Consider the following 15,224-nt stretch of genomic DNA (forward strand, 5'->3'; position numbering starts at 1 on the left):
AATTAATCGCTTTTTAATTTCCATGCTAATCATAGCCGAAACCGTTGGCAGTAATTAAAGAATATGCAGATACTATTTATAGTTTTAGGGTTAATTGGATTGACAATGACCTTTTTTGGACTTAAATGGACTTTTAAATCATTTAAAGCCAAAGAAATTATTGGCTTCCCATTAAGTTACCTGAAAAAAGAATTCGAAATTATAAGACCTGGACTATTCACTCTCAGCATTGTAGGAGGAGGATTCGTTGACAATTCTGGTAGTTTTCGCGTCTTGGTTAAGCGCAAAGACAATCAAAAGGTAATTGACCTTAAAGAAAATTTCATGAAACCACGATTTAGTAAAAACTGGAAAATAAGGGTTGAATATCTTCAATTCAACATTTCGCATCCTGGTCTTTATAAAGTTGAAATTGAAAACGCAGAAGATTTAGTTGTCAAAAAATCTATGCTTAAGACAAAACAAGTTTTTCAATCACCTTTGCCTGTTGAAAATATTGAAATATCAATTAGAGAGACCATACCGATTAGCAAGAAATTATTAGGAATCATATTTCTTGTTTTAAGCGTAAATATGTCGGCTTGGGGAATAATGTTAGGAATTAATCCTGAATTGTTTGGATAAAATAAAAACGTTTATTTTGGCTTAGTGATATACTGAAAGTGAAGTGTTTCGAATCTGCCCTACTGCCAATATACTAAACGTTCTCTGCAAGCTAAAAAAGCCGATACATAAATAATATATCGACTCTTAATAGTACGTACCTATTGAATTTAACACCTACAAATTCACCACACCGCCATCGGCAATAATTTCTTCGCCCAAAATAAAGGTAGAATCCTCTGAAGCTAAGAAAACTGCCACCCTACCCATATCAGTAGGCTTACCAATTCTTCCAATTGGAATTAATTCAGTAAACGATTGTTTTGCATGAACCGATTGTTCTTCGGGAATCCCAAGGTTTTCAAACAATGGCGTATCAACGGTTCCTGGACTCAATACATTTACCCTTATTTTTCTATCCAGTAAATCTTTAGAAAAAGTTCGAGCAAAAGAACGAACACCAGCTTTTGCAGCAGAATAGACTGTTAATCCAGGCATTCCTTTATGAATGGCAATTGAGGCAACCAATATTACAGAAGCCCCATCTTTTAAATACGGAAGTGCATTTTGTACAGTAAAAAACACACTTCTTAAGTTTAAATCCATCATTCTATCGTAGTCCAATTCGTTGGCTTCTTGAATGGTACTTAACGAACCTTCGCCAATTGCACCACCTGCATTTACAACAAGAACATCTAATTTCCCAAACTTTTCAGCAGTTGTTTCAAAAATGTTTTCTAACGCTACTTTATTGGTAACATCTGCCTTAATTCCAATAAAATCATCGCCCAAAATGTCTAGCGCTTTTTCCATTTTGATAGGATTTCTACCTACAATTGCACCTTTTGCACCTTCTTTCTTAAATTCTTGGGCTATACCTAAGCCTATTCCACTGTTTCCGCCTGTAATTACGGCTACTTTGTTTTCTAATCTCATGTTTGAACTTATTGAATATTAATTTTTGTAAACACAGGATCAAATGTGTCGATGGCTTTCATAAGAACGGGAACGGCTTTGGTTTTAAAGTCTTCGTTTGCAAACAATTTGTCTTTATCCTCTAAACTTCGCCACTCAACAATAAACTGCATTTGTGGACTAAATGTAGCTTGACCTTTACTGTCTTCTAAACTCTGAAAAACAATTTTAAATTCTGGATAATCACCACCATAACTGCGCTTAATAGGCTCTGCAATTTGATTGTATTTCTGCAAAATTTCCCCACCGTCTTTTACAAGATTTGCTGTGCTAATTTCATAGATTTTGTCCGATTTAAACTCAATAGGTGAATCTTCTTTTACCATAAACCATCCAAATTGCATTTCATCTTGAATTGCAGCATCTCTAAGATGTGTGATTTTTTGGTAGTCTTTATCCGCCAAAAGATTTAACCGAGATTGTGGACTATCCCATTCAAAAATGGCTACCGTATTTACCTGAAATTTTTCGCTTTCCGATTTTACAACCGAGAATGAAGTGAATGGTTTTCCACCATATTTTGCGGCAACAGGAATTACTTTTTGAATGTATTCACCCAAAATTTCTGCTTTTTCTGGGTTCACTGTGGCATAAGCAAATTCATAAACCTTGTTACTCTTAAAAGTAACTTTTATCGATTTGTTGGCGTGCGCACAAGTTTTTGCACAATCTTCTTTCTGTGCATATAAACCTGCTGACAATACTACTAAAAACAGTAATACACTAATTTTTTTAAAGTTCATTTTTTCAATTTTTATTATTAATACCGCAAACTTATTTACTATGTTTGTACCATACTATTTTTACGGTACATACAATTTAGTTCGTAGTTATGAGGAAAGAGAACTCTACCAATGCAGAAAATCAGAAAATCCTAGAAATGTCTTGTGGGCTTACCTATGCCGTTGAGTTGTTAAACGGTAGATGGAAAGTAAACGTCATTTGGAATCTTTCCAAAGGCATTAATCGATATGGACAAATCAAACGAAATATCCCAGGGATTTCAGAAAAGATGCTAACTCAACGTTTAAAAGATTTGGAAAAAGAAGGTTTGATTATTAGAGAAGACTTTAAAACCGTTCCACCTCGTGTAGAATATCATTTAACAGAAGCAGGAAAAGAATTGGTACCTGTATTAAAAAAACTGTGTAATTGGGGAGCTAAAGTAAGAAAGGAAACTAGTGTATCATTCTAAGCTAGCAGAGAACAACGTTAATAACTAATTACGCTTTATTATAAACAACCACTCCGTAACCCAGTTGTTTGATTTAGTAAATGTTCAACAGTATATTAGGATCGGGACAATTCTCTTTGTAAAATTCCAACATATTTTACGTCATAAAACGGAAAGTTTAAAATAAAACGTTCCGAAAAGATTATCATATGAAGAACGGAAAGTTTATAATAAAGCGTACCAAAAATTACGCTTTATTCTAAACAACCACCCCGTAACCCAGTTGTTTGATTTAGTAAATGTTCAACAGTATATTAGGATCGGGACAATTCTCTTTATAAAAAGGTAGTGAGTTTTTAGAACACACACCTGGGTAGTCGCCTTGGTTTCCTTGCATATCTATTACTAGTTGAAAATGTAAATGAGGTGCATAATCTCCATTTTCAAAAGGACGTCCTAAGGTAGCGATTTGTTCCCCTGCTTTTATTTCTTTGCCTGTTTCTAAATTTTCTAAGGAGCTCTTACTTAAATGTCCATAAAGTGTATGGAAAACAAAACCTTCTACTTCATGACTAAGTATAATGGTAGGGCCATAATCTCCAAAATTGGTATTCTCTTGAAAGCTATGAATCTTTCCATCTAATGGAGCTATTACACTTGTTCCTGCGTCACACCATAAATCAATTCCTAAATGAATATTACGGGTATCATCTGGATGTGCCGCTTGAAAATAGTCAGAACGATCATATAACTTACGTTGTTCTAAATAACCACCATACGCCACTTTTGCTTGTTTTTCTTTTAAAAACTCTTGCAATTGTAAGTGATGCCTTTCCGGATCTTTTAGAACGTCTACATCTAATGCTTTATTAACACTTGATAAATCTAAAGGTGTATAATCAGATGGCTTAAAATCAGGATTAATTATAGGTATAAAAGAAGAAGACAACTCTTGTAACGTCATAGCAAAATGAATTTTAAATTCAAAAATAGGGATTCTCCTGTAACGAGATTCATAAAAAAGTAGTCTTAGTAGAAAAGACTCTTATGAAACAACATCTTTGGATTTTAGAACTCATGTGTCGTATCTATGTTTGGGCAAAAATTTGGGCATATGGTATTGGAAAAATAGTAGGAGGTCAATTTCATCGCGCTGGACAAATTCCTGAAGAAATTGCTACAACTCCTATTGCTGAGGTGGGAAGTTTTGATTTAGCGTGGACCTTTTTTGGATATTCCGAAGGGTATATATGGTTTATAGGGCTCTCGCAAATAGTAGGTGGTGGCCTATTGCTTTTTAATAAAACAAAAATGATAGGAGTAGGAATTCTAATTCCAATACTCTTAAACATTATTGTAGTAGACTTCTTTTTTGAAATTTCAGCGGGTGCAATGCTTAGTGCTATTTTGTATTTCTTAATGTGTTGTTACATTCTATATTACAACAAAAAACAGCTCATCGAGGCTGTAAAAAAGATAGTAGGTATCCAGAAAGTTTCTAGAACTAAAAAAGGAACTTGGCTAGGGTATAGTTTGGCTATAGTTGCTGTGTTAGGGATTACTGTTATTGAGGTGTTTCTAATAAATTGGGTAGGCCGATAATTATTTTAATACAACATCACTATACTTTGCTGTAATTGTAATCACATTAGAAGTATTGCGAGATTTATGAAATCCATTTACCATAGAAATTTTATTGTTTTTTATGGTCTGTGTTTCTAATTGTCTTGGTACTAAAAACTCATTTAATTCTCCACTATAATTAAAATTAAATGCACTATTAGGAAGATTCAAAACAAGATCGCTATTTTCAAGAATAATAGATAATGAACCAAAATCATCTACTACATTAGAAATTGACAATTGACCAAAAGAACCTGTAAGCAACCCTGCTCCTGACAGTGTATTAATAACCACATTACTTGAATTTGAAGTAAGTGCTATATCTCTTGCATTTGCAATAGTACATTCTTTTACATGACTTGTTTCTAGTGAACCACCATTCCAAGCACCTATTGTAACTGGGCTGTAAGAAACATTGATGGAGGTATCTCCTCCATCAATGTTTGTAGCAGCAAGACTGCCATGTGATATCATAGCTTTTGGGTTATATACCGCAGCCATTTTTACTTTCCCGTATCGTACATTAAGATCTAACTCTGCCTTTTTAGGCATTTTAATAATGATCGTACGTTTTACGTTACTACTAGGTTTATCATCTGTATCATAGTTAAAGTGGTAGCTAGAGCTTTTATTTCCATGCTCATCTTCACTATGACGCTCTTCCCATTCAGCTTCGTGTTCTTCTGCCCACTTCTCTATTTTACGACCAAATTCTTCTCCCCATTTCTCCATATCTTTTCCGAAGTCTTCTCCCCAATCTTCAAAAGCTTTTCCAATAGATTCTCCAAAGTTTTCTCCCCATTCTTCCATTGCTTTTTCAAAATCTACCATTTTAAGTTCAAAGTCTTCTCCCCACTTCTCCATGTCTATTTCAAACTCATCACCCCACTTTTCCATATCTTCTAACCAAGCATCTACCTGACGTACTTTTACATTCGTATCGTACTTTCTATTTAGTTTATCTACATATGCTTGCTTGTCTTTACGATATTCATTGTCATTGAAGTTCATATTTCCATCATCGCTAAAAGGCCATCTTGGAATATCTTTAAGACTACTCAAGGCTCCTCCTAAAAAGTTATCCCCAGAGAAATCATTTTCTTTCTCCCACTTTTCCATGGCTTTATCAAACTCAGGTCCAAAGCTTTTCTCCATTTCTTTTTCATAACGCTTAAGGTATGCTCTACCCTCTTTACGATATGCTTCATGGTCAAATTTTGTTTTTCCTAATTCTTCATAAAATTCTGGTGGTAATGGTGTTCCAGTAAGACCTTCTAATACAGGACCTACAACATTTTCTAATACTGGTTCTACGATATTCATAGTGCTGCCTATGATTTCTTCCAGATTAAGATTGATGTTCATATCTTCTAAGTCTTCTAGATGGATAACCGTGTCATTTCCTCTATATCCACTAGAACTACTTACACGAATACGATCGCTATCACCACTTACAGATAAATCCCAATCACGTATCGCTCTATCTGCATCTTCTCCTTGTACATAGGCTTCTACAGAAACTTCATTCTTGTTCCATGTTTCAAAAATCACATCTGCATAGCGAGTGTCTACTTCTATTTCGACATCTTTATTGGTGTCAAAACGTTCTTTTAATTTTTGTTTTTTGGCTTGTGCTAGCACATTTCCAGATAGCATCATACAGACAGCTAATAGGAACCAATATATTTTTGTTGTTTTCATTTTATTAAAAATTTTTATTGAATGAGTTTATTAAAAATTTTCTGCTAAAATCAACCGCTACGCTTTCGCATAAAAAATTTAATTATTTCGATTGATAAACAAAGAATTAATTTTGTTTATACTCATTTCATTGTATTAATATTTTTTAGATCGTTTGGATCGCATCTTGTTGTGATGCTTTTAATTCGGCTAATTTTCGTTTCAGTTTTGATAGTAGTTCTACACGTAACTTTAAGTTATCTATCATGGCATTTACCATCTCTTCACTGATTCCGCTTTCTGAAATCTCTTTATTTAATCGTTGATATTCTTCATCTAGCACATTTAACTGCTTTAAGAAAGAATCGATAAGCTCTTTATTCTCATCATTGATTTCTAGTCGCGTTAATTCTAGATTGATACTAGCTAGGTAATAGTCTTCTACTTTTTTAAAGTCAGGAGAAATCTGACTTAATTGGATTGTTTTCTCTTCTTTTACTTCTACGTCTGTTGAAGCTACGGGAGCTTCTGTAATCGCTTTCGCGGAAGCGTATTTAGAAATACTCCATACAATACCTGCTGCTAGGATAAGCATTGCTGCTATCTTCATAAAAAAGAAAACTCCTTTTTTAGAACCGCCAGTTTCTTCTTGTTGAGGTAATGCTTTTGCGAGTCGGTCTTCAAAACGAGATTGATGTCCTTCTCTTAATTGCGTTACGTCTGTATCTTCTGCTTGCTTTAGCATTTTTCTAAGATCCTGTGCCATAGCTTTCTTTTTTTAATTGTGCTTGTAACTTTTTCTTACCGCGGTGCACCATGGTACGAGAAGCTACTTCTGTTATATTTAAAATTTCTGAGATTTCCTGATGATCGTATCCTTCAATAAGGAATAGCATAAGCGGATAACGATATTTTTCGGGTAACTCAGCGATTGTTTTCTTGACGTGCTCTACCGTGACTTCATCTCCTACATCCCAGTCTTCGGTATCTTCGTCTACTTTGCCTATCACTTCTTCATTAAGTGGGATAATGGTAGCTTTCTTTGCCTTAATCATATCGAGACTTTTATTAATCACGATACGTTTTAACCAGGCTCCAAAAGTAACATCACCTGTAAACTGATGTAATTTTGCAAAAGCATTTATAAATCCTTCATGCATAGCTTCTTCTGCTTCAAATGTATTTTTCAAAAATCGGAAAGCCACGTGGTACATACCATCACAGTATTTATTGTACAGTTGCAACTGTGCTTTTCGGTCGTTGCGTTTACATTGTTCTATAATATCAGTTGTAAGCAAAATGTTGTTTTTGGTTAGTGTATACACCTTTTAAAATGTGGTGCTTTTTATTTGCTATTCGATCTAAAGACGAAACGAATTTTATGATGTTGCAAAAAAAATAAAAAAAGTTTCATCTTTTCAAATGTACTACCTTTACTTTATACTAAATTTACTGTATTTACAGGAGTTTCCATTAAAAAAGTAAAAACAAAAAAATAATTTTTGGATTCTAATAAAGAACATAAAAAGACTATTAAAGGCATTAATCCTGCTTTTACTAAAGGGAGTAAGCTGCAAAAAAAACAGCCTCTTGATATCACTATTCTTGCTAATGATATTATTGCTGGTAATCATACAGCCTTATCTAAAGGAATCACTTTAGTAGAGAGTACTGTTCTAAAACATCAAGAGCAAGCACAATTACTGATAGAGAAATGTCTAGCCCACGCTAATGCTTCTATTCGTATAGGAATTACGGGCGTGCCGGGTGTAGGAAAAAGTACTTTTATAGAGTCTTTTGGGAGTTATCTTACGGGTATAGGAAAGAAAGTTGCTGTACTTGCAGTAGATCCTTCTAGTTCTTTATCTCATGGAAGTATTCTAGGTGATAAAACCCGAATGTCAGAACTCTCGCAAGATAAAAATGCTTTTATAAGGCCTTCTGCATCTGGAGATTCTTTGGGTGGTGTTGCTCGTAAAACAAGAGAAGCTATTATATTATGTGAGGCCGCAGGTTTTGACACCATTATTATAGAGACTGTTGGAGTTGGACAAAGTGAAACAGTCGTACACTCCATGGTTGATTTCTTTTTACTTTTAAAACTTGCCGGAGCCGGTGATGAGTTACAAGGAATCAAAAGAGGTATTATAGAAATGGCAGATACCATTGTGATTAATAAAGCCGATGGCAAAAATGAAAGACCTGCGAGGCTAGCTAAAACTGCTTTCGCGAAAGCGTTACACTTATATCCACCAAAAGACAGTAGTTGGACTCCTAAAGTAAGTACCTGTAGTGCATTAGAACATAAAGGAATTTCAGAGATTTGGAAAGATATCCTTTCTTATAAAACACTTACGCAAGAAAATGGATATTTTATCTCAAAACGACATGAGCAAAATACCTATTGGTTATTACAAACCATCGAAAATAGTTTAAAAGAAAATTTCTATAGAGACCCAGTTGTAAAAGAACGGTTACCTATACTATTAGAGCAATTGTCTAAAAACACTATATCACCATTTATTGCAGCCCGAGAATTACTAGCATTAAGAAAGAATGATCATTAAGTATAACCGTTATAAAAAATAAATGGCTCGCAATTGCGAGCCATTATATGTTTAAGCAGTATCTGGACGTCCTTTAAGACGCTTTTCTATCTTACGTTTTTTTTCTGTAAGCCTCTTCATCATATCCATCAGCTCCGGTTCTTTTGTTTCCTTATAAATTTCATTAATTGCTAAAATGAGTCGTTTTGCTTCTCTTGAAGCTACCACACGATCACTTGTCGACATATGACTCATTTTGGAATTTTCAAAAGCCTCCGCTTCAGTTAAAATATCCATAGTTATGTTTGTTTATTCAATAGTTGTTTGAAAGTTTGTAAATGTAAATAAACAAAGTTTATTAGACAAAAAAGATCTATTGATTATGTTTATGTTAACATAATCCTTATATAGGAAACCAAATCAAATTAAATCAAATACATGTTAAAATACTGATAATCAATAATTTATATTAATTTTGAAATATCTTATTTTAAACTATAAATAGTTATTTTATTTTAACATTCGCCAGTAAAAGAAAGATTTTTTGACAATTACAGCTTATTATTTAATCATTTTGTTTAATAAGAGCACCTAATTTATAGTAGTAATTGCCTTATACTATAAACAAAAAATGGAATAAGCCTTATTTATTTAATACGTATTCAAAATACGAGATTACTCTTTTTCTACTGTTTTCTTTACAAATAGATAATAGCCATTTACGACTAAAATAGCCACGTTCGTAATGATAATTGGGATGCTTGTGAGTAAGATTCCATACGCAACAAAAAACGCACATCCGATAGAATTTACAATTCGAAGTTGTCTTATATCTTTTCTAAAAAAGGATAGTAACACAAATAAACTAGCTAAATACCCTACAACTTCTACTGAGTTAAATTCCATGATTACATATTTTAGAATCTACAAAATTAAGCATCCTTCTATGATATTATACTACTCTTTGAATATTAGTTTTCTTATTTTTCTTTATGAATTTTAAGTACACTATGTAACTATTGTTACTGTACAAATATGTAGATCATTTTATTTTTGCTTTAAATACACTTGATTAATTTTAAGAAGAAAGGTATGGGATATAAAATCTGTAAATTCACAAGATGATTCAAGAACTAAAAAATAGTTACGGACATCTTTTTGAAGAATCACTTCTTGAAGAAATCTGCAGAGTAGGCACATTCAAGGAAATACCTGAAGGTTTTAAGATGATAGAAATAGGGCAATATGTAAAATCTATGCCTTTATTAATAAGTGGTGCCATTAAGATTTTAAGAGACGACTCCGATGGAGATGAATTATTACTATACTTCTTAGAAAAAGGGGATACTTGCGCAATGACATTAAGCTGCTGTCTTGGAGAAACAAAAAGTGAGATTCGTGCTATTGCAGAAACAGATACCAAACTTATCATGGTTCCTATAGAAAAAATGGAAACTTGGACAGCAACCTATAAGAGTTGGAGAAACTATGTTTTTGAGAGTTATCACACGCGTCTTATGGAAATGCTGGAAACCATTGATAGTATTGCTTTTCTAAAAATGGACGAGCGTTTACTAAAATATCTCAAAGACAAATCAAAAGTGAATGATAGTGATACAATTCATAGCACACATCAAGAAATTGCTTATGAACTCCATACATCACGGGTTGTTATTTCTCGTCTTTTAAAGAATTTAGAAAATCAAGGAAAAATAGAATTACATAGAAACAGTATTTACATAAAGTCATTATAATATTATAGAGGCCTGAGATTTGATTATGAAAACTATTAGTACATTTACAATAAACTACTCCTACTAAACTATAATGGATATTACCCAAATTCTTGGTTACGTTGGTGCCTTGTGCATAGGTATTATCTTAGGTCTTATAGGTGGTGGTGGTTCTATACTTACTGTTCCTATATTAGTATATCTTCTATATCTTAATCCTGTAACAGCTACTGCATATTCACTATTTGTAGTAGGAGTATCTGCACTTGTGGGGGCTATCCATAATATTCGAAAAGGACTCGTTGATTTTAGAACAGCTATTGTGTTTGCTATTCCTGCACTACTCGCAGTATATGCAACTAGGAAATTTGTAGTTCCAAATATTCCTGAGCGATTATTCTCTATTGGAGATTATGTAATTACTAAAGATATTGGGATTATGATCTTTTTTGCGATCATTATGCTATTTGCATCTGTATCAATGATCTTCTCAAAACGTAAAGAATTACCCAAAGAGACTATAGTTCGTTACAATTACCCAATTATTTTTCTAGAAGGTATTATAGTAGGGGCACTTACAGGTATTGTAGGAGCTGGAGGAGGTTTCTTAATTATTCCTGCATTGGTATTATTGGCAAAACTTCCCATGAAAAAAGCAGTAGCTACGTCGCTGTTAATCATCGCAATAAAATCATTAATTGGTTTTATTGGCGATATCGAAAATCTAGCTATAGATTGGACATTTTTACTAAAGTTCACAAGCCTTTCTATACTGGGTATTTTTATTGGAATGTGGTTTACTAACTTTATAGATGGTAAGAAACTCAAAAAAGGATTTGGATGGTTTGTACTCATTATGGGAATCTATATCATCATTAAGGAGTTTACAAAATAGTTCTGTAACTAATGTTACTGCTTTCTAGAAGGGAGATGGTTAATTTAGCTTTCGCGAAAGCGTACTCACAAACACATGTATTATGAAAATTGAGCAAATCTACACAGGGTGCTTAGCACAAGGAGCCTATTATATTGAAAGTAATGGGGAGGTAGCTATTATAGACCCTTTACGTGAAATACAACCTTATATTGAAAAAGCACATCAGGCAAATGCAACGATCAAATATATTTTTGAAACACATTTCCATGCCGATTTTGTAAGTGGACATGTCACACTTTCAAAACAAACAGGAGCGCCTATTATTTATGGCCCTAATGCAAATCCATCTTTTGATGCAATTGTGGCTACAGATGGCCAAGAATTTCAACTTGGAGAGCTTACCATAGTAGCACTTCATACTCCGGGACATACCATGGAAAGTACAACATACCTTCTTAGAGATGCTTCAGGAAAAGATCATGCAATTTTTAGTGGGGACACCTTATTTTTAGGAGATGTAGGGCGTCCTGATCTCGCGCAAAAAGCAGCCTCCATGACACAGGAACAGCTTGCTGAAACTTTGTATGACAGTTTACGCACCAAAATTATGCCGCTTGCTGATGATGTAATCGTATACCCAGCACATGGAGCGGGCTCTGCTTGTGGAAAAAACTTAAGTAAAGAAACGGTGGGAACTATAGGAGGTCAAAAACAAAATAATTATGCATTAAGAGCCGATATGACAAAGGAAGAATTTGTTAAAGAAGTGACTGATGGACTTACACCGCCGCCACAATATTTTCCGCTCAATGTCAAAATGAATAAGGAAGGGTATGAAGATATAGATACGGTTATCAAAAGAGGATCGCATGCGCTCTCACCTAAAGAGTTTGAAACCGCTGCTAACGAAACAGGGGCTGTCATACTAGATGTACGCCATCAAAAAGATTTTGCTTCTGGGCATATTCCTCGTTCTATTTTTATAGGAATAGATGGTGGGTTTGCACCTTGGGTAGGTGCTTTGATAGGCGATGTCACACAACCCATTCTATTAATTACTCCAGAAGGTAGAGAAGAAGAAACAATTACCAGATTATCTCGGGTAGGGTTTGATCACACCATAGGGTATTTAAAAGGTGGGTTTGAAGCGTGGAAGAAAGCAAGTATGGAGTATGATACTGTAACTTCTATAACAGCTACTCATTTTAAAAACATTCTTGAAGAAAAAGAAATTCCAATAGTTGACGTGCGTAAACAAGGAGAATATATTTCAGAACATATAGAAAATGCACATCACACGCCTTTAAGTTTTCTAAACGATTATCTTACTACATTCCCCAATGACACTAACTTTTATATACATTGTGCTGGAGGATACCGTAGTATGATTGCTGCTTCTATATTAAAAAGTAGAGGAATTCATAATCTCATAGATATTGCAGGTGGTTTTAAGGCGATCAAAGATGCTCAAATTCCTGTAACTTCGTATGTATGTCCTACTACTTTAAAAGAAAAATAGTCATGAAAAACATATTGCTTATTGCGCTCTTTATGCTATGTATTTCTTGTAATGCACAAGAACACAAAGACATTCAGATCATAGATATTCAAACCTTGAAAACAACGGTTATTGGAAAAGATGTGCAACTGGTAGACGTACGATCTGAAAAAGAATATAATCAAGGACATATTGATGATGCAATAAACATTAATATTGCTGATCAAGAAACGTTCAAAAAAGAAATCCAGAAACTGGACAAAACAAAACCTATTTATATTTACTGTCATGCTGGAGTACGTAGTCGTCGAGCTAGTAAAATTATGACTGCATTAGGTTTTACAAATATTTACGACTTTAAGGGAGGTTGGAGTGCATGGAATAGACAATAAAACTGACAATAGCTTCTATGGAATTTAATGGCGATTATTGGGAAAATAGATATCAAGAAAATACCGCTCGTTGGGATTTAGGAAACATATCTACTCCTATTAAAGAGTATATTGACCAATTAGAAAATAAAGATCTTAAAATAATAATTCCAGGAGGAGGTAATTCTCACGAAGCAGAATATTTATTTAACAGCGGGTTTAAAAATGTATACGTAATAGATATAGCTACTTCGCCGCTACAAAATATTCAAAGACGAATTCCAAGCTTTCCCAAAGAGCATCTTATTCAAGCTGATTTCTTTTCATTAGACATGACCTTTGATCTTGTGATAGAGCAAACCTTTTTTTGTGCTTTATCCCCTACGCTAAGACCAGCATATGTAAAAAAGATGCATGCTATATTAGTTCCTAATGGGAAAATAGTTGGGTTGTTATTTGGTGTTCCGTTGTATGAAAATCATCCTCCTTTTGGAGGGAATAAGAAAGAATACAAAGAGTTATTCAAACCCTACTTTGATATTAAAGTGATGGAAACCGCTACAAACTCTGTAGAAAGTAGAGCGGGAAGAGAGTTATTTATAAACATGCATAAAAAATAACATCCTTGATAGCAGAAGCCTTACATCAATATTTCCCAAAACTGGCAACCATGCCAGCACTTAGGCAAGATCTTATTGCTATAAGTAAAGTGATTACACTCAAAGCTGGAACTGTTATTTTAAAACAAGGCGAGTATGTAAAAGTGATTCCGTTAATGCTTCAAGGACTTGCAAAAGTATTTAAGGAAGAAGAAAACGGAAACGAAGTATTATTGTATTATATCAAGCCAGGTGAAAGCTGTATCATGTCTGTTACAACCCTATTACGCAATGGAGCTAGTAAAGTAAAAGCCGTTATTGAAGAAGATTCTGAAATTGTTGTTATCCCAGCAGATAAAGCCCTAGAAATTGCAAGGAAATATCCTAAATGGAATGAGTTTGTATATGAGCTTTTTAATGTGAAGTTTGAAGAACTCCTTAACGTTATTAAGATTCTAACTTTTTCCAATAAAGACATTCGTTTATTAGAATATTTAAAAAAAGAAGCTACGCTCAAAGGAAGTAAGATACTACATACTACGCATCAACATATTGCTTATGATCTAGGATCTTCTAGAGAAGTGATTTCTAGGTTACTCAAAAAGCTAGAAAATGAGGGAGAGATTATCTTAAAACAAGGAACTATTGAAGTGTTATAAACACGTATCACTTTGTTTCTTTGGTTCCAAATCCATATGTATTCTGCCCTATAAAATCTTTTGGAAAATGCTCATCACCTTCAAAACCTAATACAATTTTCCCACTATCTTCAGGAATATAATTTGTTTTAAATATATAATCCCAAATACTTAAGCTAATCCCAAAATTAACGCCATACTTCCCTTCTGGCAATTCATAAGCATGATGATATAAATGCATCACGGGATTATTAATAATATATTTTAAAGGGCCCCAAGTAATTTTAATATTAGAATGGTTAAAATGCCCAATAATAATCGCAATAAAATGAACGATATATGCCTGATCAGGTTCAAAACCTCCTAAAATCATAATCCCAAAAGTCTTCAGAGGCTTGTAAAGTACATTCTCCATCCAGTGATATCTTAAATGCGCGGCAAACCCCATTTCTTTAACACTGTGATGTACTTTATGAAATCTCCAAAATAAAGGAACTCTATGTAGCAATGTATGTGTAAACCATTGCACAAAGTCTAGCACAATAAAAAACACCACTAATTGAAGCCACATAGGCCAACTAGACGGATCTATCAAAGCAAGACTCTTAGCGGTAATAGAAACTTCACTAAATAGCACTTCTAACACTTTATAAAATCCGCTAATAACTATTGAGAAAACGAAAAAATTAAAGAACATATAAAACCCATCCAACCAGAAATCTTTTCTAAAAACAGCTTGTTCTTTTCGCCAGGGAAATATGATTTCTAATCCCCATATAACGATAGAAATTAAGATAAGTCCATAAAAATAATTGGTATACCAAGGCACTTCAAATAGTATAGATTTCCAGGTCCAATCTATAGTTCCTAAAAAGGCATTGACAAATGCGTCTATATACTTCATGAT

Annotated in this window: 19 protein-coding genes; 10 read left to right on the plus strand and 9 right to left on the minus strand. The window is 33.8% G+C overall.

What is annotated here, in order from left to right; all coding sequences use genetic code 11:
• Window positions 1–63: 63 nt before the first annotated feature.
• Complete coding sequence (locus CHB80_RS23635) at window positions 64–624, plus strand: hypothetical protein (RefSeq protein WP_089373999.1); 561 nt, start codon at window positions 64–66, stop codon at window positions 622–624.
• 156 nt (window positions 625–780) lie between these two features.
• Here the strand turns inward: CHB80_RS23635 and CHB80_RS23640 are convergent, their stop codons facing one another.
• Together CHB80_RS23640 and CHB80_RS23645 are read right to left on the minus strand one after the other, a co-directional pair.
• Window positions 781–1,539, minus strand: a complete 759-nt coding sequence (locus tag CHB80_RS23640; RefSeq protein ID WP_089374000.1) for an SDR family oxidoreductase — start codon at window positions 1,537–1,539, stop codon at window positions 781–783.
• A gap of 8 nt (window positions 1,540–1,547) precedes the next feature.
• A complete protein-coding gene (locus tag CHB80_RS23645; RefSeq protein ID WP_089374001.1) occupies window positions 1,548–2,321 on the minus strand; it encodes a DUF1330 domain-containing protein in 774 nt (257 codons plus the stop codon).
• 89 nt (window positions 2,322–2,410) lie between these two features.
• Here CHB80_RS23645 and CHB80_RS23650 point away from each other — a divergent pair, with 89 nt between their 5' ends.
• Window positions 2,411–2,773: a winged helix-turn-helix transcriptional regulator gene (locus CHB80_RS23650; protein ID WP_218823103.1), complete on the plus strand. Its 363-nt coding sequence runs from the start codon at window positions 2,411–2,413 to the stop codon at window positions 2,771–2,773.
• Between the two features lie 271 nt (window positions 2,774–3,044).
• On the opposite strand, the gene CHB80_RS23655 is transcribed toward CHB80_RS23650, so the two are convergent.
• Complete coding sequence (locus CHB80_RS23655) at window positions 3,045–3,716, minus strand: peptidoglycan DD-metalloendopeptidase family protein (protein WP_089374002.1); 672 nt, start codon at window positions 3,714–3,716, stop codon at window positions 3,045–3,047.
• Between the two features lie 83 nt (window positions 3,717–3,799).
• On the opposite strand from CHB80_RS23655, the gene CHB80_RS23660 reads away from it, so the two are divergent.
• Window positions 3,800–4,354, plus strand: coding sequence for a hypothetical protein (locus tag CHB80_RS23660; RefSeq protein WP_089374003.1), 555 nt, complete (start codon window positions 3,800–3,802; stop codon window positions 4,352–4,354).
• Here the strand turns inward: CHB80_RS23660 and CHB80_RS23665 are convergent, their stop codons facing one another.
• The 3 genes from CHB80_RS23665 to CHB80_RS23675 form a co-directional block, all read right to left on the minus strand.
• Window positions 4,355–6,076, minus strand: coding sequence for a DUF4097 domain-containing protein (locus CHB80_RS23665; protein ID WP_143337243.1), 1,722 nt, complete (start codon window positions 6,074–6,076; stop codon window positions 4,355–4,357). It abuts the gene before it with no gap.
• A gap of 145 nt (window positions 6,077–6,221) precedes the next feature.
• Window positions 6,222–6,821 carry a hypothetical protein gene (locus tag CHB80_RS23670; RefSeq protein ID WP_089374005.1) on the minus strand — a complete coding sequence of 200 codons (600 nt, stop codon included), beginning with the start codon at window positions 6,819–6,821 and terminating at the stop codon, window positions 6,222–6,224.
• Window positions 6,805–7,353 (minus strand): RNA polymerase sigma factor, encoded by a 549-nt coding sequence (locus CHB80_RS23675; protein ID WP_089374006.1) that lies wholly within the window; start codon window positions 7,351–7,353, stop codon window positions 6,805–6,807. The genes CHB80_RS23670 and CHB80_RS23675 overlap by 17 nt, the downstream gene beginning before the upstream one ends.
• Before the next feature lie 204 nt (window positions 7,354–7,557).
• On the opposite strand from CHB80_RS23675, the gene meaB reads away from it, so the two are divergent.
• Entirely contained in the window at window positions 7,558–8,622 is a 1,065-nt protein-coding gene (gene meaB, locus CHB80_RS23680; protein WP_089374007.1) for a methylmalonyl Co-A mutase-associated GTPase MeaB, read from the plus strand.
• Between the two features lie 51 nt (window positions 8,623–8,673).
• Here meaB and CHB80_RS23685 read toward each other — a convergent pair whose 3' ends face one another.
• Window positions 8,674–8,898 (minus strand): hypothetical protein, encoded by a 225-nt coding sequence (locus CHB80_RS23685; RefSeq protein ID WP_089374008.1) that lies wholly within the window; start codon window positions 8,896–8,898, stop codon window positions 8,674–8,676.
• A 378-nt stretch (window positions 8,899–9,276) separates the two neighbouring features.
• The gene (locus CHB80_RS23690; RefSeq protein WP_089374009.1) at window positions 9,277–9,507 is read right to left on the minus strand and encodes a YgjV family protein; all 231 of its coding nucleotides are present in this window, start codon (window positions 9,505–9,507) and stop codon (window positions 9,277–9,279) included.
• 215 nt (window positions 9,508–9,722) lie between these two features.
• Between CHB80_RS23690 and CHB80_RS23695 the strand changes: the two genes are divergently transcribed.
• From CHB80_RS23695 to CHB80_RS23720, 6 genes are all read left to right on the plus strand, one after another.
• On the plus strand, window positions 9,723–10,355 hold the full coding sequence (locus CHB80_RS23695; protein WP_089374010.1) for a Crp/Fnr family transcriptional regulator: 633 nt from the start codon (window positions 9,723–9,725) through the stop codon (window positions 10,353–10,355).
• 73 nt (window positions 10,356–10,428) lie between these two features.
• Window positions 10,429–11,229, plus strand: coding sequence for a sulfite exporter TauE/SafE family protein (locus tag CHB80_RS23700; protein ID WP_089374011.1), 801 nt, complete (start codon window positions 10,429–10,431; stop codon window positions 11,227–11,229).
• Window positions 11,230–11,311: 82 nt separating this feature from the next.
• On the plus strand, window positions 11,312–12,730 hold the full coding sequence (locus CHB80_RS23705; protein WP_089374012.1) for an MBL fold metallo-hydrolase: 1,419 nt from the start codon (window positions 11,312–11,314) through the stop codon (window positions 12,728–12,730).
• Window positions 12,731–12,732: 2 nt separating this feature from the next.
• Window positions 12,733–13,101 carry a rhodanese-like domain-containing protein gene (locus CHB80_RS23710; protein WP_179218262.1) on the plus strand — a complete coding sequence of 123 codons (369 nt, stop codon included), beginning with the start codon at window positions 12,733–12,735 and terminating at the stop codon, window positions 13,099–13,101.
• 17 nt (window positions 13,102–13,118) lie between these two features.
• Window positions 13,119–13,700: a methyltransferase domain-containing protein gene (locus tag CHB80_RS23715; protein ID WP_089374013.1), complete on the plus strand. Its 582-nt coding sequence runs from the start codon at window positions 13,119–13,121 to the stop codon at window positions 13,698–13,700.
• A 5-nt stretch (window positions 13,701–13,705) separates the two neighbouring features.
• Window positions 13,706–14,338 (plus strand): Crp/Fnr family transcriptional regulator, encoded by a 633-nt coding sequence (locus tag CHB80_RS23720; RefSeq protein ID WP_089374014.1) that lies wholly within the window; start codon window positions 13,706–13,708, stop codon window positions 14,336–14,338.
• A gap of 7 nt (window positions 14,339–14,345) precedes the next feature.
• Here CHB80_RS23720 and CHB80_RS23725 read toward each other — a convergent pair whose 3' ends face one another.
• Window positions 14,346–15,221 (minus strand): sterol desaturase family protein, encoded by an 876-nt coding sequence (locus tag CHB80_RS23725; RefSeq protein WP_371874985.1) that lies wholly within the window; start codon window positions 15,219–15,221, stop codon window positions 14,346–14,348.
• Between the last annotated feature and the right edge of the window lie 3 nt (window positions 15,222–15,224).

Origin of the sequence: Dokdonia pacifica (genome assembly GCF_900188275.1) — a bacterium.
Lineage (GTDB): Bacteria > Bacteroidota > Bacteroidia > Flavobacteriales > Flavobacteriaceae > Dokdonia > Dokdonia pacifica.